Source organism: Nocardia araoensis NBRC 100135 (assembly GCF_000308435.1).
GTDB lineage: Bacteria > Actinomycetota > Actinomycetes > Mycobacteriales > Mycobacteriaceae > Nocardia > Nocardia araoensis.
Genome location: NZ_BAFR01000204.1, coordinates 24,189 through 44,761, shown reverse-complemented (window position 1 = coordinate 44,761; position 20,573 = coordinate 24,189). Strand labels below are relative to the sequence as shown.

Here is a 20,573-nt window from a genome sequence, read left to right as displayed (position 1 = left end):
GGCCCCGGCGGATCCAGGTGGGCCTGTCGACCGCTTCGGTATATCCGCAGAACACGGAGGCCGCGTTCCGTTACGCCGCCGAACTCGGCTACGACGGCGTCGAACTGATGGTCTGGGCCGAGCCCGCCAGCCAGAGCATCGCCACCGTGCAGGCCTATTCGCGCAGGTACGACATTCCGGTCCTCGCGTTGCACGCGCCGTGCCTGTTGATCTCGCAGCGGGTGTGGGGCTCGGATCCGGTGGCCAAACTCGAGCGCAGTGTGCGCACCGCCGAGGCGCTCGGTGCGAGCACCGTGGTCGTGCACCCGCCGTTCCGCTGGCAGCGCCGCTATGCGGCCGGGTTCGCCGCGCAGGTGGCCGAGCTGGAGGAGAGCAGCCCGGTGATCGTGGCGGTGGAGAACATGTTCCCGATGCGGGCGGACACGCTGTTCGGCCGGCGCGAAGGCGCGGTGCGACGGCTGGAGCGCCGCGGTGGCCCAGGCCCGGCGCTCACCGCCTTCAGCCCCTCCTACGACCCGACCGACACCGGGTACCGCCACTACACCCTGGACCTGTCGCACACCGCCACCGCCGGAGCCGACCCATTGGCGCTGGCTGCCCGGATGGGCCCGGGTCTGGCGCATCTGCACCTGGCCGATGGCCGGGGCGCCGCGCACGACGAGCATCTCGTTCCCGGCGACGGCACCCAGCCGTGCGTGGAAGTGTGCGCGAGCATGGTTCGCGCCGGGTTCACCGGGCAGGTCGTCGCCGAGATCAACACGCAGAACGCGCGCACCACCAAGGATCGCGCCGAGATGTTGCACCGCACGCTGGCCTTCGCCCGCAAGCATCTGACCGAGGCTGTCGCGCCGACTCCCGCGGGCGCGCGCCACAGCTCGCCCGACTCGCCCATGTGACGTTCGTCGCTACTCCGGTATGCGGCCGTGGGTTCGGTCGCCGGGTGCGTTGTACGTTGTACGAACCCGGTGCAGACAGGGTTGCCACGCGGCCACCCCCAACCCCATCGGGTGCGGTCGACGCAGGACAGGAGTGAGGATGACGACGGAGCTGACGGCCGACTTCGGCCCGGCGGCCACGACCGACGCACCGTTCAGCCAGGTGTGCGCGCTGGAACCGGCGCCGCCGAGGACGCGGGACACCGGCCGCTACCTGGGTTTCATCGACGACATCTGGACCATCGGCCCGAAGGTGCACGGCGGGACGATGGTCGCAGGCAGTGCGGCCGCGGCGACGAATTGGCTGCGCGCGTCCGATCCCGCGCTGGTCGGGATGGCGCCGGTCGCCGCGAGCTCCGATTTCCTGGGCGCGCCGAACCCCGGCGAGGTCGAATACGAGGTGCGGGTCCGCAAGATCGGTCGCCAGATCTGCCTGGCCGACACCGACCTCGTGCAGGACGGCCGCGTCCTGGTGCGTACGGCGCTGACCTTCAGCCGCCTCGACGACGCGAACCCGATCTACGCGCCGGAGCACGCCGAGATGCCGACGGAGCCGCCCGCCGATGCCGCAGGCTACGAGCCCGGCTCCCAGATGGGCGACATCGTCCACGTCGGCCGAGGCGCCGACATCCATCTCGACCGCGAGTGGGCCCGCTTCCTCGCCGGCGCGAAGGGCGAGCCGCGCCTGCGGATGTGGATCCGTCCGCGTCCTGGCGACGAACAGGACCCGGACGTCGCGATGTACTTCGCCATGATGAGCGCGGACATGAGTCCGCCGGTGCCGATGAACCTCGGCCACTTCGGCTGGGCGCCCACCGTGCAGATGACCACCTACCTGCGCCGCAGGCCCGCGCCGGGCTGGCTGCGGATCATCGCCACCACACACGAGGTGGGCGAGCGCATGTTCGACGAGGACCAGCTGGTGCTCGACTCGACCGGCGCTGTCGTCGCGCAGAGTCGGCAGCTGGCGCTCGTTCCCCAGCGCTGAGCCTCCCCGCGCGCCGTCTAGCCTTGAGGCCCATGACGAGAATTGCCGTGATCGGTGGCGGGCGCATCGGGGAGGCGTTGGTCGCCGGATTGCTGGAGTCCGGGCGGCTGACCAAGGACTTGGTCGTCGTGGAGACCCATCGGGAACGGGCCCATCAGCTCGCCGACCGCTTCGGCATCCGGGTCACCGACGATCTGGCCGATGCCGCCATCGGCGCGGATCTGCTGGTGATCGCGGTGAAACCGGGCGACGTGGACGCCGTGCTCGCGCCGTTGGGCAAGGCGGAGATCGGCAGCGACCGTGATCAGGTGCTGGTGTCGCTGGCGGCCGGTGTGCCGACCGCTCGGCTGGAGGGCAAAATGCCCGCCGGGTTCCCCGTCGTGCGAGTGATGGCGAATACGCCGATGCTGGTGGGGCAGGGGATGAGCGTCATCGCGCCGGGACGCTACGCGCGCGAGCAGCATCTGGAACTGGTGGCCGAGGTGCTCGGCGCGGTCGGCAAGGTGGTCACCGTGGCGGAGAGCCAGATGGACGCCGTCACCGCGGTGTCCGGATCGGGACCCGCCTACTTCTTCCTGGTCGTGGAGGCCATGGTGGACGCTGGCGTCGGGCTCGGGCTCACCAGGGATGTGGCCACCCAGCTCGTCGTGCAGACCATGGTCGGCTCGGCCGCCTTGCTGGACAGCTCGACCCAGACCGCCGCGGAATTGCGCGCCGCGGTGACCTCCCCCGCGGGCACCACCGCGGCCGCGATCCGCGAACTGGAGCGCGGAGGACTACGCTCGGCATTCTGGGAAGCCCTCTTCGCATCGAAGGAAAGGTCGGCCGAACAGGGCGCATCAGCGGAGTGACCGGTCTGTTCAAATTCGGAAAACCCGATTTCTCACTCCCGTCGCAGTAACACCACTGGTCCCGCTAAGCTTCAAGGAGCACGTGCGTGTCTGTTCCGCCGGTGGGGAAGCCGGCGGCGCGGACGTGCCGGAGGTCAATGGTGCAATGATGTCTGCGAACAAGATGTCTGCGAATTCCGGAGCGTCCGGCGGCTCCGGTCCTGCGGGCGGTCGGGGGAATTCCCGCGCACAGCGTGAGGCCGCGACACAGGGGCAACCCGTGCTCGGCGGCGGCACCCAGTTTCTCACCGTCGCCGAAGTGGCGAGTCTGATGCGGGTGTCCAAGATGACGGTCTACCGGCTCGTGCACTCGGGCGAGTTGCCCGCCGTGCGCGTCGGGCGATCGTTCCGGGTGCACGCCAAGGCGGTGCACGACTATCTGGAAACGTCCTATTTCGACGCCGGATGAGGCGGTTTCGAGACCGCTGGGGCGTGACGGTACGATAGCTCCTCGGTTCGTGTTCGCCCGCCGGTGGCATCGCTGTTCGTTGCCCCGTGGTATCCGGCGGCGCGAACACGGGGCGTGAGGCTTGCCGAGTGACCCCGGCCCGTCGGCCGGGGCCCGGGCAGACGGGCGTCCGGCAATCGCGCACGGGCAGCGTGCGCGCCGAGTAGAGAGAACGCGAGGACAACCCTATGGGTTCTGTGATCAAGAAGCGCCGCAAGCGCATGTCGAAGAAGAAGCACCGCAAGCTGCTTCGCCGCACGCGTGTCCAGCGGCGCAAACTCGGCAAGTAGGCATCGCTGCGTGGTAGCTGCGCGAGCCCGTCACCAATAGGTGACGGGCTCTTTTATTTGAAACATGAAATTTTTCAATCCGCATTTGTATCACGTGACTGAAGTCATCGTTAGATCCTGGTTAATACTCTCGGTGCGCGGGTAGGTACCCGCTACGCTGGGCACTGGGAATAATCACAAGGGCGGCTGGCAAGGGAAAGCGGGTGCCGGTGAGTTCTGAGGGTCGGGAAGCGAACGTGCCGAAGGTCGTGCTGGTCACCGGGGCCAGCCGCTTCTTCGGCGGCACGGTCGTCGCCCGGCTCGCTCAGCAGCCCGAGATCGAGCGGATTCTCGCCGTCGACACGATGACGCCGAGCCGAGAGTTGCAGCGGCGCATGGGCCGCGCCGAATTCGTGCGGGCGGATATTCGAAATCCGTTGATCCGTAAGGTGATCGATGGTGGCGAGGTGGACACCGTGGTGCACACCGCGCTGCTGACGCGCCCGCCCGCGGGCGGCGGTCGCGCGGTGATGAAGGATTACAACGTCCTCGGTGCGATGCAGCTGTTCGCGGTGTGTCAGAAGGTGGCTTCGGTGCGCCGGGTGGTGCTGCGCTCCTCCTCGGCGGTGTACGGGTGCAGCGCCAAGGATCCCGCGAAATTCACCGAGGAAATGAGCGCGCGCACACCGCCGCGCGGCGGGTTCGCCCGGGACCTGATCGATATAGAGGGTTATGTTCGCGGGCTGGCCCGGCGACGTCCCGATATCGCCACGACAATTCTGCGATTCGCCCCGATCGTTGGCCCTCGGCTGGCCGCCCGTGGCGTGCAATATCTGCGTTCGCCGGTGACACCCACCGTATTCGGCCGGGATGCCAGAATGCAGCTGCTGCACGAGGAGGACGCGGTGGCGGCGTTGACGCACGCGGCGCGCGGCGCTGCGGGCGGCACGTACAACATCGCGGGCGATGGCGCGCTGTCGCTGTCGCAGGCGGTCCGGCGGGCGGGTCGGATCGAGTTGCCCGTTCCCTTCACGGTGTTCCGCACCGCTGGTCGCCTGCTCATGGGCCCCGTGCTGCGGGAGTTCTCCACCGAACAGCTCGACTATTTCCACTTCGGTTGTGGCCTGGACACCACGCGCATGCGCACCGAATTCGGGTTCGCGCCGCGCTGGACGACGGTGCAGGCGTTCGACGACTTCATCGGGGGCGCAGCGTTGCGGCCCGTGGTCGATCCAGCGTGGATCGACGCCGCAGAACACAAACTGCTCGGCCTGCTCGGGGCCGGTACGGGAGCACACCAATGAATGACGTAGCGAAAGTCATCCGACTCCACGACCTCCAGGTGGAGGCGCGCCAGCGGCCCGTGCCACGGCGGCTGGCCGCTCCGAGTCCGGTGACATCGCTGGTGGAGCGGCGTGCGGCGGTCGCGCCCGCCGCGCCCCAGTCGCTGTCGGGCGTGCTGCGCGGCGCACTCGGCAAGCAGATCGCCAAGACCGCGGAGTTCGCGCGCCGCAGGCTCACCGGCGATTACCAGGTCGACGAGTTCGGTTTCGACGAGCACCTGCTCGAGTCGGTCATCCTGCCCGCCTTGCGTCCGCTGTCGGACCTGTGGTTCCGGGTGGAGGTCAGCGGTATGGACAACCTCCCGGAGGCGGGCGGTGCGCTGATCGTGGCCAACCACGCGGGCACCGTGCCGCTGGACGGCCTGATGCTGCAGCTGGCCGTGCACGATCGGCACCCCAAGCAGCGCGCCTTGCGCTTGCTCGCGGCCGACCTGATCTTCGAGACGCCCGTGCTCGGGGTGCTGGCTCGCCGCGCAGGCCACACGCTGGCCTGCCGGGAGGATGCCGAACGGCTGCTGCGGTCCGGTGAGTTGACCGGCGTGTTCCCGGAAGGGTTCAAGGGCGTCGGCAAGCAGTACACCGATCGCTACAAGCTGCAGCGCTTCGGTCGCGGCGGCTTCGTCGCCGCCGCGGTGCGCACCGGTGTGCCGATCATCCCGTGCTCCATCGTCGGCTCCGAGGAGATCTATCCGAAGCTGGCCGATCTCAAGCCGCTGGCCCGGCTGCTCGGTCTCCCGTACTTCCCGGTGACGCCGCTGTTCCCGCACCTGGGTCCGCTCGGCGCGGTGCCGCTGCCGTCCAAGTGGTACATCGAATTCGGCACCCCCATCCCGACCGCGCCGTACGAGCCGGAGGCCGCCGACGACCCGATGACCATGTTCGAGGTCACCGATCAGGTGCGCGAGACCATCCAGCAGACGCTCTACAAGCTGCTCACCAAGCGCCGCAACGTCTTCACGGGGTAGAGATTGCCCTAGTGACCGTCGCGGCGGCGAGTGACCGCCGCCGCGACCGCTCCGCCTGCCGCGCCGAGGGCCAGAGCGGTGGGCACGCCGATTTTCGCCGCCTTGCGACCGGTACGGAAGTCACGGATCTCCCAGCCTCGGTTCTTGGCGACTTCACGCAGATCCGAGTCCGGGTTGATCGCCACGGCGGTGCCGACCAGGGAGAGCATCGGCACGTCGTTGTGACTGTCGGAGTACGCGGTGCACCGCTTGAGGTTCAGGCCCTCGCGGATCGCCAGGGTGCGCACCGCGTGCGCTTTGCCGAGCCCGTGCAGGATGTCGCCGACCAGGCGTCCGGTGAACTTCCCGTCCACGCTCTCGGCCACGGTGCCGAGCGCTCCGGTGAGCCCGAGCCGCTTCGCGATCACCTGCGCCAGCTCGACCGGGGTCGCGGTCACCAGCCACACCTGCTGGCCCGCGTCCAGGTGCATCTGCGCGAGCGCGCGGGTGCCGGGCCAGATCTTGTCGGCGATGATCTCGTCGTAGATCTCCTCGCCGAGAGCGGCCAGTTCGGCGGTCGAGCGCCCGGCGATGAACGCCAGCGCCTTCTCCTTGCCGCTGGCCATGTCCGTGCTGCTCTCCTTGCCGGTGACCCGGAATTTCACCTGTTTCCAGGCGACATCCACCAGATCGGAGGTCTTGAAGTACTTGCGCGCCGCCAGACCGCGGGCGAAATGCACGATCGAGGCGCCCTGCACCATGGTGTTGTCGACGTCGAAGAACGCCGCCGCGGTCAGGTCGCGCGGCGCTTCCGGGCCTGTCGGCTCCGCCTCGCCCGCGGCGAGTTCGGCGTCGTGCAAGGTCAGCGCCGCGTCGGCGCTCGCCTCACCGGCCAGATTGGCCCGCAATTCCTCTTCACTCGGGCCGAAGGGGCTGCGCGAGATGCGGGCGAGCTGATCCTGCAGCCCCTGGCCCATCTGGCTCAGATTCCATCGCGCCGGAAACTCACCGAATCGTCCCGCGATGAATCCGGCCCTCGCCACCTTCGATCGTTCCGGCACCAGTACCTCCGCCCGTCGCGCGAACCATGTCAACAGTAGCCGGATCGGCCGACAGTCACGGCAGAAGGCGGCGTGCGACACAATCGCGTGGCGCGCACCGGGCCCTCGCGGGCTTGCGGCCGAGGATTAAATTCCGGTCATGACCAATCACACACATTCGGTGACATTGCTGACACGCGCGGGCTGCGGACTGTGTGCGACGGCGCTGGAACAGCTGCGCGTGATCTGCGCGGAATTCGGTATCGAACCGGGGACCGTGGACGTCGACGAAGCCGCCGTTACCGACCCTGGCCTGCGCGCGGAGTACGGCGACCGACTTCCCGTCGTGCTGCTCGACGGTCGCGAACACAGCTATTTCGATGTCGACGAGACCCGATTGCGGGCCGACCTGAAGCGCTGAGTGCGCCGTTTTCCGTCCGATTCGGCCGCTGTGCTGGTCGCGGCGGAAAATGAGGCCAATTTCACCGACTTTGTGCAGGGCTTCACAAGCAGTTACGGTGGTGGCAACGCGACCCGCATGCCGAGGCTGCGGAGCCGCCCCGAAATCCGAAACTTCGACACCATGGCACCGGACCGTCCCCGGGTCAGAGGGGTCGAGCGACGAACCGGAGCCCGAGGTCCGGGACGAGGAGCCGACGACGTGACAGAGCAGCATGAGGCGCCAGGCGGCGTCTCCGGCAGGGCTCTGCAGAAGGACATCCCGCAGGCCACCGTCGCGCGGCTGGCTACCTATCTTCGGGTCCTCGCCATGTTGGCCGACGACGGTGTTGCCATCGTATCTAGTGAGGAACTGGCTGTCGCGGCGGGTGTCAATTCGGCCAAATTGCGCAAGGATCTGTCCTTCCTCGGGCCCAACGGCGTTCGCGGCGTCGGCTACGACGTGGCCAAGCTCCGCTCCCGGATCGAGGACGTGCTCGGCCTGTCGCAGGGCCACCGCGTCGTGCTGGTCGGCGCGGGAAACCTGGGACGGGCGCTGGTCGGCTACGGCGGCTTCCAGCGGCGTGGTTTCACCGTGGTCGGGATTCTCGACAGCGACCCCGAGGTGATCGGCATGCCGGTCGCGGGCCTGGTGGTGCGCGATGTCGCCGAGCTGGCGGCGGCGGTCGCCGAGCTGGAGCCGACCATCGCGGTGATCACCGTTCCCGACGACGCGGCCCAGGATGTGTGCGATCGGCTCGTCGCGTCCGGGCTGCAGTCGATTCTGAGCTTCGCGCCCTGTGAGCTGGTCGCACCGGCGACGGTCGAGGTCCGTCGCGTCGACCTGGCCGTCGAGATGCAGATGCTGTCGTTCGAACGGGTGCGCAACGCCGAACAGCCCCTGCCCGAGGTCGCGCACGTCGGGTCGGGTCGCATCGCGCACCGCCTGCCCGCGCCGCACGGCGCGCCCGCGCACCCGGCACTTCAGCATTCGACAACCCCGCATACGACAACCTCGCATACGGCAACGGAGCCAAGCAGCAAGGGATCGGTGGTCACACCATGAGTGAGCGCAGCGAGCGAATCATGCAGCACAGCACGGCGGAGGGATCCGTTCGTGCCGGGGCGGTGACGGCATGAGCGTTCTCCTCGTCGGCATCTCGCACCGCAGCGCGCCGGTCCCCGTACTCGAGAAGGTGGCCGTCACCGACACCGACCGGCCGAAGCTGATCGACCGCCTGATCTCCTCCAGTCATGTCTCCGAGGCGATGATCGTCTCGACCTGCAACCGGGTCGAGGTCTACGCGGTGGTCGACGCCTTCCACGGCGGTCTCGCCGAGATCGGCGACCTGCTGACCAAGCACTCCGGCCTGCCGATGCCGGATCTGACCAAGCACGCCTACGTCCGCTACTCCGAGGCCGCCGCCGAGCATCTGTTCGCGGTGGCCAGCGGCCTGGACTCGATGGTGGTCGGTGAGCAGCAGGTGCTCAGCCAGATCCGCGGCGCCTACGCCTCCGCCGACGCGCAGCGCGCGGTCGGACGAACCCTGCACGAGCTGGCGCAGCACGCGCTGCGGGTCGGCAAGCGGGTGCACGCCGAAACCGGCATCGACCGCGCAGGCGCTTCGGTGGTCTCGGTCGCGCTCGATCGCGCGCAGCAGGTGCTCGGCCCGCTGGCGGGCCGGACCGCCGCGGTGGTCGGCGCGGGCGCGATGGGCGGGCTCGCGGTGGCGCATCTCTCGCGCGCGGGTATCGGCCGGATCATCGTGGTGAACCGCACCATCGCGCGGGCGCGCAGGCTCGCCGAGACCGCGCGGACGCACGGCGTCGATGCCGAGGCCATGGAGCTGTCGCGGCTCACCGAGGCGATGGCCGCGACCGACGTGGTGGTCACCTGCACCGGCGCGGTCGGCGCGGTCGTGACGCTCGCCGACACCCACCGCGCGCTCACCGACCGCGAGCGCGGCGAGGAATTCGCCACCGTGGAGCGGCCGTTGGTGTTCTGCGATCTCGGCTTGCCGCGCGATGTGGAGCACGCCGTCGCCGGACTGCCCGGCGTCACACTCATCGACATCGAGACGTTGCAACGCGACCCGGCCGCGGGCGCCGCCGCCGACGACACCGCGGCCGCCCGGTCGATCGTCGCCGACGAACTCGCGAAGTACCTGGCCGGACAGCGGATGGCCGAGGTCACCCCGACGGTGGCCGCGCTGCGCCAGCGCGCCGCCGAGGTGGTCGAAGCAGAACTGCTGCGCCTGGATTCGCGGTTGCCCGGCCTCGCCGACCCGGAACGCGACGAGGTCGCGCGCACGGTGCGCCGGGTGGTCGACAAGCTGCTGCACGCGCCGACGGTGCGGGTCAAGCAGCTGGCGTCCACGCCGGGCGGCGACAGCTACGCCGAGGCGTTGCGCGAATTGTTCGAACTGAAGCCGGGCGCGGCCCAAGCGGTCGCCGCGCCGATGGAGATCACCGCACTCGCGGGCGATCACGCCGAGATCACACTGGCCGACGGGGAGATCGCGCTGGCCGACGACTTCACCGCAGGCCATCGCGGCGAGGAACAGGGGCAGACGGCATGACCATGGTCCACCAAGAAGGCAACGCCACCGCGGACGGCACTCGCGCCCCGTGGCGCATCGGCACCCGCGGCAGCCTGCTCGCGCTGACCCAGGCGGGCACGGTGCGCGACGCGCTGATCGCGGCCGGGCAGCCCGCCGAGCTGGTCGTGATCAAGACCGCCGGTGACCTGTCGTCGGACCCGGTGCAGAAGATCGGCGTCGGTGTGTTCACCTCCGCGCTACGCGACGAACTCGCGGTCGGCGCGATCGACATCGCCGTGCACTCCTACAAGGACCTGCCGACCGCGCAGGATCCACGCTTCACCATCGCCGCCATCCCGCCCAGGGAGGACCCGCGCGACGCGCTGGTCGCACGCGACGGACTGGTCCTCGGTGAGCTGCCCGCGGGCGCCAAGGTCGGCACCTCCGCGCCGCGCCGCGCCGCCCAGTTGCGTGCGCTCGGGCTCGGCCTGGACATCGTCCCGCTGCGCGGCAACCTGGACACCCGGCTGCGCAAGGTGCGCGAAGGCGAACTGGACGCCGTGGTGGTGGCCAGAGCCGGCCTGGCCCGCATCGACCGGCTGGACGCGGTCACCGAGGCGCTGGAGCCGGTGCAGATGCTCTCCGCTCCCGCTCAGGGCGCGCTCGCGGTGGAATGCCGCAGCGACCACACCGCGCTGGTGGAGATCCTGTCCGGCTTGGACGACCCGGCCACCCGCGCGTCGGTCATCGCCGAGCGGTCGCTGCTGGCCGAACTGGAGGCGGGCTGCACGGCGCCGATCGGCGCGCTCGCCGAGGTGGTCGAATCGCTCGACGACGAAGGGCGGATCGTGGACGAGCTCTCGCTGCGCGCGTGCGCCGCGGCCGTCGACGGATCCGACGTGCTGCGGGCATCGGTGGTCGGCGCCCCGGACGACGCCGCCGAGCTCGGCCGCGCGCTTGCCCGCGAGTTGCTCGACATGGGTGCGCGCGAGTTGCTCGCCACCGAACCGGACGACGGTTCCCCCACCCGGGCGGTGAGTTCGCCCGCCACAGACTTGCCCAACCCCAGCCCAATGGAGAACAGCCGATGAGCGGAAGCATAGGCACCGTGCCCTCGGGTATGCCGGAGCCGAGCGCAAGCGAGGTGCAGGCATGAGCCGAGCCACGAAGAAGCACCCCGGTCGCATCCTTTTCGTCGGATCGGGTCCGGGTGACCCGGCGCTGCTCACGGTACGGGCCCGCGAGGTTATCGGGCGGGCGACGCTGGCGTTCACCGACCCGGACGTCGACAAGGGCGTGCTCGCCCTGATCGGCACCTCGGTCGAGCCGGGGCCCGACGGAGAACACCCCGTCGACGTGCGGCCCGCGCTCGGCGAGCCCGCCGAGGTGGCCAAGACGCTCATCGCCGAAGCACGTGCGGGCCACGACGTGGTGCGCGTGGTCGCCGGCGACCCGCTGACCACCGACTCGGTGATCGCCGAGGTCAACGCCGTCACCCGCTCGCACATGGTCTTCGAGGTGCTGCCCGGCCTGCCCAACGGCTCCGCGGTGCCCAGCTACGCGGGTATCGCGCTCGGCTCCGGGCACACCGAGGCGGACGTGCGCGGCGAGGTCGACTGGGCCGCGCTCGCGGCCGCGCCCGGCCCGCTGGTGCTGCACGCGACCTCCGGTCACCTCGCGGAGACCGCGAGCGCCCTGGTCGAGCACGGTATGGCGCCGCAGACCCCGGTCGCGGTGACGGTGCGCGGCACCACCCGGCAGCAGCGCACCATCGAGGCCACCCTGGCCACGCTGAACAGCGCGGCCTCCGAACTGGTCGGCCCGCTGGTGGTGACCATCGGCAAGGTGGTCGCGCAGCGCTCGAAGATGTCCTGGTGGGAGTCGCGTGCGCTGTACGGCTGGACCGTGCTGGTGCCGCGCACGAAGGACCAGGCCGCGGAGATGAGCGAACGGCTCGTCACGCACGGCGCCATCCCGATGGAGGTGCCGACCATCGCGGTCGAGCCGCCGCGCAGCCCCGCCCAGATGGAGCGGGCGGTCAAGGGTTTGGTCGACGGGCGCTACCAGTGGGTGGTGTTCACCTCCACCAACGCGGTGCGCGCGGTGTGGGAGAAATTCGCCGAGTTCGGCTTGGACGCGCGGGCGTTCTCCGGGGTGAAGATCGCCTGCGTGGGCGAGGCCACCGCGGACAAGGTGCGGTCGTTCGGCATCAACCCCGAGCTGGTGCCCAGCGGCGAGCAGTCCTCCGAGGGCCTGCTGGCCGACTTCCCGCCCTACGACGACGTCTTCGACCCGGTGAACCGGGTGCTGCTGCCACGCGCCGACATCGCCACCGAGACGCTGGCCGAGGGCCTGCGCGACCGCGGCTGGGAGATCGACGACGTCACGGCCTACCGCACGGTGCGCGCGTCGCCGCCGCCCGCGGAGACCCGCGAGATGATCAAGACCGGCGGTTTCGACGCGGTTCTGTTCACCTCCTCCTCCACGGTCCGCAACCTGGTCGGCATCGCGGGCAAGCCGCACGCCCGCACCATCGTGGCCTGCATCGGCCCCAAGACCGCCGAAACCGCCATCGAATTCGGCCTGCGCGTGGACGTGCAGCCCGATGTGGCCCAGGTCGGTCCGCTGGTGGAGGCGCTGGCCGAACACGCGGCCCGCCTGCGCGCCGAAGGGCTCCTGCCGCCGCCGCGTAAGAAGAGCCGCCGCAGTAGGTAGCTCGCGTCCGAGCGACCGCCGCTTGCTCCTTCGTCGCGGACGCGACGGCCACTCGGACGCGAGCCGGGCCACGAACGGCGGATGCTCGGTCTCGCTTCGCTCGAAAGTCGTGGTTGGGTGCGCTGCACGAGCGCAAACTCGCCGACTACCCCGAGTGGGCACGATTGATGGACACGATTCCGCGGGTTCGGATGGCTTGACACCCGAGGTCGACCGGCGTGAGTCGGTGGGTCGCTGTACCGCGTATTCGCTCGGAGATGGTTGGACCGGCACGCCGACTGGGTGTCCGCTGTGCCGGGTCCAGATTTCGAGTGGCGCGGGACAGCGCCCGTCGCTCAGTACCTCCTGCGCATCAAGGTGCGGACCATGGAGCAGGTGGCGTCGGAGGGCGGGCGGATGCCGATCACCTCGGCGGTGTGCCTGATCCGCTTGTTCGTGGCGTAACTCGGTGCGTAGACGCCGGAGTCGAGCAGCGCGATCGCCAGGCGCATCGCCTTGAGTCGCCGGTTGTGCATGACGTACCACGCCCGGGGGCGTCCAGGAGGCAACGGACGCTTCTGCAAAGGGGTGTAGGGGCGATCGATGAGAACGGTTTGCGGTGTGCGCATTGGCATCCCTCCCGTGGCGATCGGGGGCGGCGAGCCCCCTCGAACGTATCTTCGATTGTACCTGGGGGGACCGACAAATTTCGCTGGCCAGAAGGGTTTTCGAGCGCCGATCGGGCGGCGGCTCACAGATCGTGCAACAGTCGCAGCGACTGCGGATGACCCAGTGCGGCCGCGCGTTCCAGCCACTGTCTGGCTTCCAGTTGCGCCGGTGTGCGTCCGGTCGCGATGGCGGCGGCGGTCCGCAGTACCTCGGGGTCGGCGAAATCGCCTGCGAGGTAGGGAGTATTGGCGGCGCGCAGCAGGAGTGCGAGATGGAACATCGAGTCCGGGTCGCCCGCTTCGGCGCCCTTGCGCAGCCATCGTTCGCCCTCGATCGGCTCGCCGCGATCCAGGTGCAGGGCACCCAGCACCGCCACCGCATCGGTTCTTCCCCGCCGCGCGGCCTCGGTGAGCAGGTCGATCGCGCGGTCGAATTCACCGCGGCGCGCCAGGTGCAGGCCGAGACTGCGCATGGCCGTGGGGTTTCCGGCGCGGACGGCGCGTTCGTACCACTGCTCGGCTTCTTCGTCGCGTCCCCGTCGGTTGGCGATGACGCCCATGTTGCAGAGAGCTTCGGGCAACCCGCGCTCGGCGGCAGGCCGCAGCCAGCGCTCCGCCTCATCGATGTTCCCGCGCTCGGTGTGCAGCAGGCCCAACTGCATGCCCGCCGCCTCGTTGCCACACGCGGCGGCGGTCTCCAGCCAGTGAATCCCCTCGCCGATCCGCCCGTCGGCCGCCAGTAGCGCGCCGAGCATGCCCATCGCGGGCGCGCTGCCACCCGCGGCGGCCCGGCGCAGCCAGTGCTCGGCGCCCGCCGCGTCGCCCGCGTCCCACAGCGCTTCGGCGCGCCGCTGCATGGCGAGCAACTCGACCTCGCTCGGCGGCTCGGTCATCTCAACAGCCTGTCCCGCGGTACCCCACGTCGTCCATCATCGCGCCTGCTCCATCGGGACGCGGTACCCGTTCGCGTGCGCGTAGGCGGTCAGCTGCGCGTCGTAGTTGCGGAGGCTGTCGAGCAGCCAGGTGTGTCCGGTGTCCTTGACGACCACGATCGGCCCGCGGCTGCCCGGCGGGAGCGTGGGCACCGAGCCGTCGAGGTACCAGGATGTGGTCGACCACGGGAAGATGAAGGCCCAGCCGATGTCGGCGACCCGATACGGCGGCCCGAGCTGTAAGGGATCGGCCGGGGTGGCATGCCGTGCGCTGTGCTGGGCGAGCAGATGCCGTGCGCTGTTGCGGGCCACGCGCACGTCCAGCGGCCCCGCGGTGGTGTCCGGGAACCGCAGGCTGGTCTCCGCCCCGGCGCACAGGCGTCGGCCCGCCGCCTCCGTCACCTGGCACGGCCTGCTCTGCAGGCGGAGGAAGACGCTGCGGGCGGTGTCGGAGAAGCGCAGCCCGACGGTGGCGTCCTCGGTGCCGCCGACCAGGTGCGTCCCTCGGCTGCGTATCCACTCGGGCTCGTCGGGGCGGATGCCGTGCATCCTGAAGGCGACGTGCGCGCCGGGCATCACCTCGGGCGCGGCGGATTGGCGCGCGACGAACTCCACTGCGAAGTTCTGCCGGGTGGCGTCGGTGGCACGCCAGACCCGCAGCACGAACGCGGGCGCGGGCAGACCGTCGGTCAGCACCGGCCACCAGTCGGCCAGCAACACCGCCGCCCACGACTCGAAGTCGGCGGCTCTGGCCAGCGAGATGTCGATGTGCGGATCGGTCATGCTGTCCCCCAGCGGGTCTCGCCTAGTCGGAGTATGCGCCTTCGCACCGGGGGTAATGTGTGATTTTCCACACTGTTATCACTCGGATGGCATGAGTGATCGCCGGGTAACGCGCGGTAGCTGTCCCAGAGGGTCGGGTCCGGCGCCGCGGAGCAGGCCACGGGCGCTCGCGACAGCGGATCACGCCGGGCGTATCGTGCGATTCATGACCGGAATGGACCGCCCACGGCGGTTGCGCCGTACCCCCGCTCTGCGCCGTCTCGTGGCCGAAACAACACTGGAACCACGGCAATTGGTGCTGCCGATGTTCGTGGCCGACGGCTTGACGGAGCCGCGTCCGATCGGCTCCATGCCCGGGGTGGTGCAGCACTCGCTCGACTCGCTGCGCAAGACGGCGGTCGAGGCGGTCACGGCGGGCGTCGGCGGCATCATGCTGTTCGGCGTGCCGCGTCCGGAGGACAAGGACGCGATCGGCAGCGCGGCCAGCGATCCGCGCGGCATCCTCAACCGCGGCCTGCGCGCTCTCGCCGACGAGGTGGGCGGCTCCACCGTGGTCATGGCCGACACCTGCCTGGACGAGTTCACCGACCACGGCCACTGCGGTGTGCTCGCGGGCGACGGCGCGGTGGACAACGACGCGACGCTGGACCGCTACGTCGAGATGGCCCTCGCCCAGGCCGAAGCGGGCGCCGACCTGCTCGGCGCCAGCGGCATGATGGACGGCCAGGTCGGCGCGATCCGGCGCGGCCTGGACGCGGCCGGGCGCATCGACACCGGCATCCTGGCCTACTCCGCCAAATACGCCTCGGCGTTCTACGGACCGTTCCGGGAAGCCGTCGCTTCCTCGCTGGAAGGCGATCGGCGCACCTACCAGCAGGATCCGGCCAATCGGCGGGAGGCGATCCGCGAACTGGAGCTGGATCTCGCCGAGGGCGCGGACATCGTCATGGTGAAGCCGGCCATGTCGTATCTGGACATCCTGCGTGAGGTCGCCGATCGCTCGACGGTCCCGGTCGCCGCCTATCAGATCTCCGGCGAGTACGCGATGATCACCGCCGCCGCCGAGCGCGGCTGGATCGACCGCCGCGGCGCCGTCCTCGAGTCGCTGATGAGCATCCGCCGCGCGGGCGCGGACTTCCTGCTCACCTATTGGGCGACCGAAGCCGCGCACTGGCTGTCGTGACGAATATGGCGGGACCGTTCGCCGCGAGCCCGGCCCGGCCCCCGATGCCGGAGGACGTCGTTACCGCGCGGCAGCTGTGGTGGGGTGTCGTCGGTTTCGGCGTGATGCAGTTGATCGCCTCGATCGTCGCCGCGCTGGATCAGCGGCGCACGTTCGCCGAGCAGGTCTTCGAGCAGGCCAGGATGCAGGATCCCCAGGTCACGCTGGCCAGCGCCGAGTTGATGGTGTCGCTGGTCTACGTGGTGGTGGTACTGATCGGCCTCGGTCTCTCCGCGCTCGCCCTGGTGATCGTGCACCAGTTCGGGCGCGGCAAGTCGTGGGCGCGCACCGTGCTGACGGTGCTCGGCGCCTGGTCGGTGGTGATCGGCGTCGGCGCCCTGCTGGCCATCGACGCGGTGACCGGGACGGCCTCGCTCGTCGCGGGCGGCGCTTCCATCGTGCAGGCCGTGCTCGCGGCGGGCGCCATCTATCTGTCCCACCGGCCCGAGGCCACCGCCTACTTCCAGCCCGGCAGGCGCTGAGTCCCCCGGTGGAACACGTTTCCAAATTTGTCCGAGACAGTGCGGCATGTATGGTGAGGGTTGTCACAGTGGACGTGGGAACCGGTAGTCGTCTGTCGTGCGTTGTCCTGTATTTCGTACGGGAACGCGGCAACTGGCTCCGGAGGATCGGAGGCATCGATGCGAGTGGTGATCCAGCAGCCGCACAGCATTCGGCGGGATCTGGCCGTCTTGAGCCTGCTGATTCTGTTCGCCCTGTTGACCGTCGCCGTGCTGTTGCTGCCCGGCCTGAGTCGCTGATTCCGTTCTTCGCCGTGTCGGCGCGCGCTGCCGTGGGGGGTCGGGCGTGACCGCCGAGGCCGTCTTGTTCACCGAGCCGGGCGCCCGCTGGCGCGCCGTGGCCTACGGGCCGATCCTGTGCGGGGCCGTTCTCGTCCTCGAACTCGTCACCGGTGGCGACGTGCACTGGTTCGCCCTGCTGTTCTGTGCCGCGCTGATCGCCGGTTTCGTCGCGCTGCAAGTGGTCGCGGGCAAACGGCACGTCAGCGTCGAACTCACCGCCCACACGCTGCGTTCGGGCACCGAGTCGCTGCCGCTGAGCTCGATCGCGGAGGTCCTCCCGGAACGGGACGAGAACTCCTGGGACGACGAAGAGTGGGAGACGGCCAGGGCGCTCGGTGAGCTGACCGGCGTGCCGCGCCGCCGCACCGGCATCGGGCTGCGGCTGGCCGACGGCGGCCTGGTGCAGGCCTGGGCCCGAGATCACAAAGCGCTGCGCACGGCGTTGACCGAGGCCGTCCAGCGCAGTTCGGACGGAGCGGACCGATGAGACGCTGGATCGTGGCGGTGCTCGTGGAACTGGATCTGGTCGTGCTCGCGCTGATCGGAGCGGCGTTGAGCGCGCGTGCGGGCGTGCACACCACCGATTTCCCGCCGTCCGGCGACGCCCCGGGCTTCACCGCCATCCGCTACGCCGGGCCTTGGTGGCTGTTGGCCACGCTGCTCGTCGCGGTGGGCGGTGTGTTCGCCATCGACGCCGCCGCCCGGCTCGTGCGCGGGCTGCGTGACGCCGACACTGTGCGCTGATCAGCGTGAATCCGCTTGCGACCGTTTGCGGTCGCGCGCCGCGGGAATGCCGATCATATGAAACCGATCACCCAGCGAACAGTTCTCGGCGCGGTGGCGGCCGGTGTGATCGGCGCGGCCGCAGCCGTACCAGCCACCGCGTCGACCGAAACCGTTCCGTACGAGCCTGTTCCGGTGGCGCCCGTCTTCGCGGCCACGCCGCCGGCACCGCTGCTGCACGCACTGCCGACGCCGCTGGCGTGTCTGGTGACGACCGGCTTCGCCGCGTTCTGTCTGGGCATCACATAGCCACGGATTGCCTGCCAACCGCTGCGGACCGTGCGCCCTCGGGTTACGGTGCTACGGCGCCCGGGTCGGCGCCCGACGTCGGCCGACCCCGCGCTTTGGTCGGAATGGCCCTGGGGCCGTTAGTATTTCGGCCGTAGTTGGAACGTGCGTCGATGAAGGAAAGTGTTCGATGAACCGGTTCGCCGTGAAGATTTGTGCCGCGTTTGCCGTGGCCGCCGCTCTCGGATTCGGGGCCGCGCCCGCAGGCGCGACCCCGGGACTGCCGCTGGAGGACGCGAACCCGGTCGATGCGCCGATCTTCGTGCCGGATTCCGGATCCGCGGGCCCCTACAACGGGTTCATGTGCTTCCTGCACACGATGTCGGCGCAGGTTCCCTGCATGTACGCCTGACGGCGTCTCAGTTCCAGTGCTGGTAGATGTCCAGCACACGCCCGTCGCGGGTGCCGGGGGCGTTGAGGTAGACGGTGACGGTCCCGTCCGGGTGGCCCGCCGCCTCCAGCACCACTTGGCGCAGTGTGGCGTGCACCGCACCGCGGTCGTCGCGGTAGATCGCGGAGTCGCTCTTCAGCCCCGCGCCGATGCGATTGGGTGGGACGAACATGGTGACCACGGCGGGAATCGGCCCGCCGGCCAGCGCTGTGGTCGCCGTGTGGTCCAAGGGGATGGCCAGCCGCACATCGTCGATTTGATCGAGCGGCTGCGCGGCGGCGGATCCGGCGCCGAGTGCCATTGCGGCCCCCGCGACGACGGCGAGCACACCCACGCTGACGATGCCAATCCGCATACAGACCCTCCCGAACGATGGACGAATGTGAGCTGAGACTACGCACCGGCAACCTCTCAGCGATCGAAATCCGCGCGAACCCCACCTCGGCGTGTTGCCGGGCGGCTGCGGCCTGCATCACTGCACTACACCCTGTCGTCAAGCCGATTTTCCGGTGCTGAGAGACTGGAACTCGTGAGTTCTTCTCCGCGCGTGACCAGTGCAGCTGTGCCGGTTTCCGCTCAGCTCTTCGACCGGGCGAGTTCGGTGATCCCGGGTGGCGTCAACTCTCCGGTGCGGGCGTTTCGATCCGTCGGCGGCACACCACGATTCATCGCCTCGGCCGACGGCTGGCGGCTGGTCGACGCCGACGGCAACGAGTACGTGGACCTGGTCTGCTCCTGGGGACCGATGATCCTCGGCCACGCGCATCCCGCGGTCGTCGATGCGGTGCGCGGCGCGGCGAGCGGCGGCCTGTCCTTCGGCGCGCCGACCGAGGCCGAGATCGAACTCGCGGAGGAGATCGTGCGGCGGGTCGCGCCGGTGCAGCGGGTACGGCTGGTGAACTCCGGCACCGAGGCCACCATGAGCGCGGTCCGGCTGGCCCGTGGCTACACCGGGCGCACCAAGATCATCAAGTTCGCCGGCTGCTATCACGGCCACGTCGACGCGCTGCTCGCCGACGCGGGCTCCGGCGTCGCCACGCTCGGGCTGCCCACCTCGCCGGGCGTGACGGGCGCGCAGGCCGCCGACACCATCGTGCTGCCCTACAACGACATCGACGCCGTGGCCGCCGCGTTCGCCGCGAATCCGGGGCAGATCGCCTGCGTGATCACCGAGGCGGCGGCGGGCAACATGGGCGCGGTGGCGCCGCTGCCCGGATTCAACGCGGGTCTGCGCGCACTCACCGCCGAGCACGGGGCGCTGCTCATCATGGACGAGGTGATGACCGGATTCCGGGTGAGCGCGGCGGGTTGGTTCGGCCGGGAAGGCGTCGCGGGCGATCTCTACACCTTCGGCAAGGTGATGAGCGGCGGCTTGCCCGCGGCCGCGTTCGGCGGCCGCGCCGAGATCATGAACCACCTCGCGCCCCTAGGGCCGGTCTACCAGGCGGGGACGCTGTCCGGTAACCCGGTCGCGGTGGCCGCGGGCCTCGCCACCCTGCGCGCGGCCGACGAAGCGGTGTACGCCGCGCTGGACCGCAACGCGCAGCGGCTCGGCGAGCTGTTCACCTCGGCGCTGACCACGGCGGGGGTCGGGCACCAGGTTCAGTTCGCGGGCAATATGGTGAGCGTGTTCTTCGCCGAACGCCCGGTCACAGACTACGCCGCCGCCAAGGCGAGCCAGACCTGGCGCTACCCAGCGTTCTTCCACGCCCTGCTCGACGGTGGCGTATACGCGCCGCCGAGCGCGTTCGAAGCGTGGTTCGTCTCCGCGGCGCTCGACGAGGACGCGTTCGACCGTATCGCTGCCGCCCTGCCCGCCGCCGCGCACGCGGCGGCGGCCGCCACCCCTGAAGGATCCCGCGCGTGACCTCCGACCTCGATCAGCCCGATGCCGACCGGCGGAAGCCGGCCAAGCCGTCCGCCGCGCCGGAGGTGACCGCGACGCACGGCGCGACCGCCGTGGTCGTCGATCCGTTCGAGGAAGCGACCGTGATCGACGCCGGTGAGCAGTTCGCCGCCGCGGGCGCCGAGGCGCGGACCGCGACCGCCGAATCCGGGGAATCGATCCTGGTCGACGCGGGCGCTCAGTTCGCGGCGGCTGCCGCGTCGTCGGACGCGCAGGTCGCGGCGCGCAAGAAGGACAAGCCCGCTGCGTCCGAGACCGAGGGCGCCGC

General features: G+C 70.0%; 24 protein-coding genes. 19 read left to right on the top strand and 5 right to left on the bottom strand.

The annotated features are described in order from the left end of the window. Positions 1 to 17 precede the first annotated feature (17 nt). The 7 genes from ON21_RS26695 (at position 18) to ON21_RS26670 (ending at position 5,838) form a co-directional block, all read left to right on the top strand. The gene (locus tag ON21_RS26695) at positions 18 to 896 is read left to right on the top strand and encodes a sugar phosphate isomerase/epimerase family protein (RefSeq protein ID WP_039802347.1); all 879 of its coding nucleotides are present in this window, start codon (positions 18 to 20) and stop codon (positions 894 to 896) included. Between the two features lie 139 nt (positions 897 to 1,035). Then, positions 1,036 to 1,923, top strand: a complete 888-nt coding sequence (locus ON21_RS26690) for a thioesterase family protein (RefSeq protein ID WP_083880911.1) — start codon at positions 1,036 to 1,038, stop codon at positions 1,921 to 1,923. 32 nt (positions 1,924 to 1,955) lie between these two features. Further along, positions 1,956 to 2,774 carry a pyrroline-5-carboxylate reductase gene (gene proC, locus ON21_RS26685; protein WP_083880910.1) on the top strand — a complete coding sequence of 273 codons (819 nt, stop codon included), beginning with the start codon at positions 1,956 to 1,958 and terminating at the stop codon, positions 2,772 to 2,774. A gap of 145 nt (positions 2,775 to 2,919) precedes the next feature. Further along, the gene (locus ON21_RS26680) at positions 2,920 to 3,222 is read left to right on the top strand and encodes a helix-turn-helix domain-containing protein (RefSeq protein ID WP_373281156.1); all 303 of its coding nucleotides are present in this window, start codon (positions 2,920 to 2,922) and stop codon (positions 3,220 to 3,222) included. A gap of 227 nt (positions 3,223 to 3,449) precedes the next feature. Then, a complete protein-coding gene (locus ON21_RS37390; RefSeq protein WP_003402602.1) occupies positions 3,450 to 3,551 on the top strand; it encodes a 30S ribosomal protein bS22 in 102 nt (33 codons plus the stop codon). A 236-nt stretch (positions 3,552 to 3,787) separates the two neighbouring features. Further along, a complete protein-coding gene (locus tag ON21_RS26675) occupies positions 3,788 to 4,834 on the top strand; it encodes an NAD-dependent epimerase/dehydratase family protein (protein ID WP_051021374.1) in 1,047 nt (348 codons plus the stop codon). Then, entirely contained in the window at positions 4,831 to 5,838 is a 1,008-nt protein-coding gene (locus ON21_RS26670) for a lysophospholipid acyltransferase family protein (RefSeq protein ID WP_039802153.1), read from the top strand. Before ON21_RS26675 ends, ON21_RS26670 begins: the two co-directional genes overlap by 4 nt. 8 nt (positions 5,839 to 5,846) lie before the next feature. Here the strand turns inward: ON21_RS26670 and ON21_RS26665 are convergent, their stop codons facing one another. Next, positions 5,847 to 6,794 carry an HAD family hydrolase gene (locus ON21_RS26665; protein WP_051021395.1) on the bottom strand — a complete coding sequence of 316 codons (948 nt, stop codon included), beginning with the start codon at positions 6,792 to 6,794 and terminating at the stop codon, positions 5,847 to 5,849. 223 nt (positions 6,795 to 7,017) lie between these two features. Here ON21_RS26665 and ON21_RS26660 point away from each other — a divergent pair, with 223 nt between their 5' ends. The 5 genes from ON21_RS26660 (at position 7,018) to ON21_RS26640 (ending at position 12,550) form a co-directional block, all read left to right on the top strand. Next, positions 7,018 to 7,278, top strand: coding sequence for a glutaredoxin family protein (locus tag ON21_RS26660; RefSeq protein ID WP_039802151.1), 261 nt, complete (start codon positions 7,018 to 7,020; stop codon positions 7,276 to 7,278). 240 nt (positions 7,279 to 7,518) lie between these two features. Then, positions 7,519 to 8,361 carry a redox-sensing transcriptional repressor Rex gene (locus ON21_RS26655; RefSeq protein ID WP_039802339.1) on the top strand — a complete coding sequence of 281 codons (843 nt, stop codon included), beginning with the start codon at positions 7,519 to 7,521 and terminating at the stop codon, positions 8,359 to 8,361. A 70-nt stretch (positions 8,362 to 8,431) separates the two neighbouring features. Continuing rightward, positions 8,432 to 9,874 carry a glutamyl-tRNA reductase gene (locus ON21_RS26650; RefSeq protein WP_039802149.1) on the top strand — a complete coding sequence of 481 codons (1,443 nt, stop codon included), beginning with the start codon at positions 8,432 to 8,434 and terminating at the stop codon, positions 9,872 to 9,874. Next, entirely contained in the window at positions 9,871 to 10,926 is a 1,056-nt protein-coding gene (gene hemC, locus ON21_RS26645) for a hydroxymethylbilane synthase (RefSeq protein WP_063821138.1), read from the top strand. Before ON21_RS26650 ends, hemC begins: the two co-directional genes overlap by 4 nt. 61 nt (positions 10,927 to 10,987) lie before the next feature. After that, positions 10,988 to 12,550: a bifunctional uroporphyrinogen-III C-methyltransferase/uroporphyrinogen-III synthase gene (locus ON21_RS26640; protein ID WP_039802147.1), complete on the top strand. Its 1,563-nt coding sequence runs from the start codon at positions 10,988 to 10,990 to the stop codon at positions 12,548 to 12,550. A gap of 335 nt (positions 12,551 to 12,885) precedes the next feature. Here ON21_RS26640 and ON21_RS26635 read toward each other — a convergent pair whose 3' ends face one another. From ON21_RS26635 to ON21_RS26625, 3 genes are all read right to left on the bottom strand, one after another. Continuing rightward, complete coding sequence (locus ON21_RS26635) at positions 12,886 to 13,158, bottom strand: hypothetical protein (RefSeq protein ID WP_039802145.1); 273 nt, start codon at positions 13,156 to 13,158, stop codon at positions 12,886 to 12,888. Positions 13,159 to 13,280: 122 nt separating this feature from the next. Next, on the bottom strand, positions 13,281 to 14,090 hold the full coding sequence (locus tag ON21_RS36075) for a tetratricopeptide repeat protein (RefSeq protein WP_051021373.1): 810 nt from the start codon (positions 14,088 to 14,090) through the stop codon (positions 13,281 to 13,283). 36 nt (positions 14,091 to 14,126) lie between these two features. Beyond that, a complete protein-coding gene (locus ON21_RS26625) occupies positions 14,127 to 14,912 on the bottom strand; it encodes a hypothetical protein (protein ID WP_039802143.1) in 786 nt (261 codons plus the stop codon). A 205-nt stretch (positions 14,913 to 15,117) separates the two neighbouring features. Between ON21_RS26625 and hemB the strand changes: the two genes are divergently transcribed. The 6 genes from hemB to ON21_RS26595 all read left to right on the top strand — a co-directional run bounded on the left by hemB (position 15,118) and on the right by ON21_RS26595 (position 18,360). Then, complete coding sequence (gene hemB / locus ON21_RS26620) at positions 15,118 to 16,095, top strand: porphobilinogen synthase (protein ID WP_039802141.1); 978 nt, start codon at positions 15,118 to 15,120, stop codon at positions 16,093 to 16,095. A gap of 5 nt (positions 16,096 to 16,100) precedes the next feature. Then, positions 16,101 to 16,616 (top strand): hypothetical protein, encoded by a 516-nt coding sequence (locus tag ON21_RS26615; protein WP_039802139.1) that lies wholly within the window; start codon positions 16,101 to 16,103, stop codon positions 16,614 to 16,616. A 325-nt stretch (positions 16,617 to 16,941) separates the two neighbouring features. Continuing rightward, positions 16,942 to 17,424, top strand: coding sequence for a transport-regulating membrane protein Mce1N (gene mce1N / locus ON21_RS26610; RefSeq protein WP_039802137.1), 483 nt, complete (start codon positions 16,942 to 16,944; stop codon positions 17,422 to 17,424). Further along, positions 17,421 to 17,681, top strand: a complete 261-nt coding sequence (locus ON21_RS26605; protein WP_039802135.1) for a hypothetical protein — start codon at positions 17,421 to 17,423, stop codon at positions 17,679 to 17,681. Before mce1N ends, ON21_RS26605 begins: the two co-directional genes overlap by 4 nt. Before the next feature lie 57 nt (positions 17,682 to 17,738). Further along, complete coding sequence (locus ON21_RS26600; protein ID WP_039802133.1) at positions 17,739 to 17,969, top strand: hypothetical protein; 231 nt, start codon at positions 17,739 to 17,741, stop codon at positions 17,967 to 17,969. Between the two features lie 169 nt (positions 17,970 to 18,138). Further along, positions 18,139 to 18,360, top strand: a complete 222-nt coding sequence (locus tag ON21_RS26595; protein WP_039802132.1) for a hypothetical protein — start codon at positions 18,139 to 18,141, stop codon at positions 18,358 to 18,360. Positions 18,361 to 18,367: 7 nt separating this feature from the next. Here ON21_RS26595 and ON21_RS26590 read toward each other — a convergent pair whose 3' ends face one another. Further along, the gene (locus ON21_RS26590) at positions 18,368 to 18,754 is read right to left on the bottom strand and encodes a hypothetical protein (RefSeq protein ID WP_039802130.1); all 387 of its coding nucleotides are present in this window, start codon (positions 18,752 to 18,754) and stop codon (positions 18,368 to 18,370) included. A gap of 192 nt (positions 18,755 to 18,946) precedes the next feature. Here ON21_RS26590 and hemL point away from each other — a divergent pair, with 192 nt between their 5' ends. Next, complete coding sequence (gene hemL, locus ON21_RS26585; RefSeq protein ID WP_039802128.1) at positions 18,947 to 20,266, top strand: glutamate-1-semialdehyde 2,1-aminomutase; 1,320 nt, start codon at positions 18,947 to 18,949, stop codon at positions 20,264 to 20,266. Positions 20,267 to 20,573: the final 307 nt, after the last annotated feature.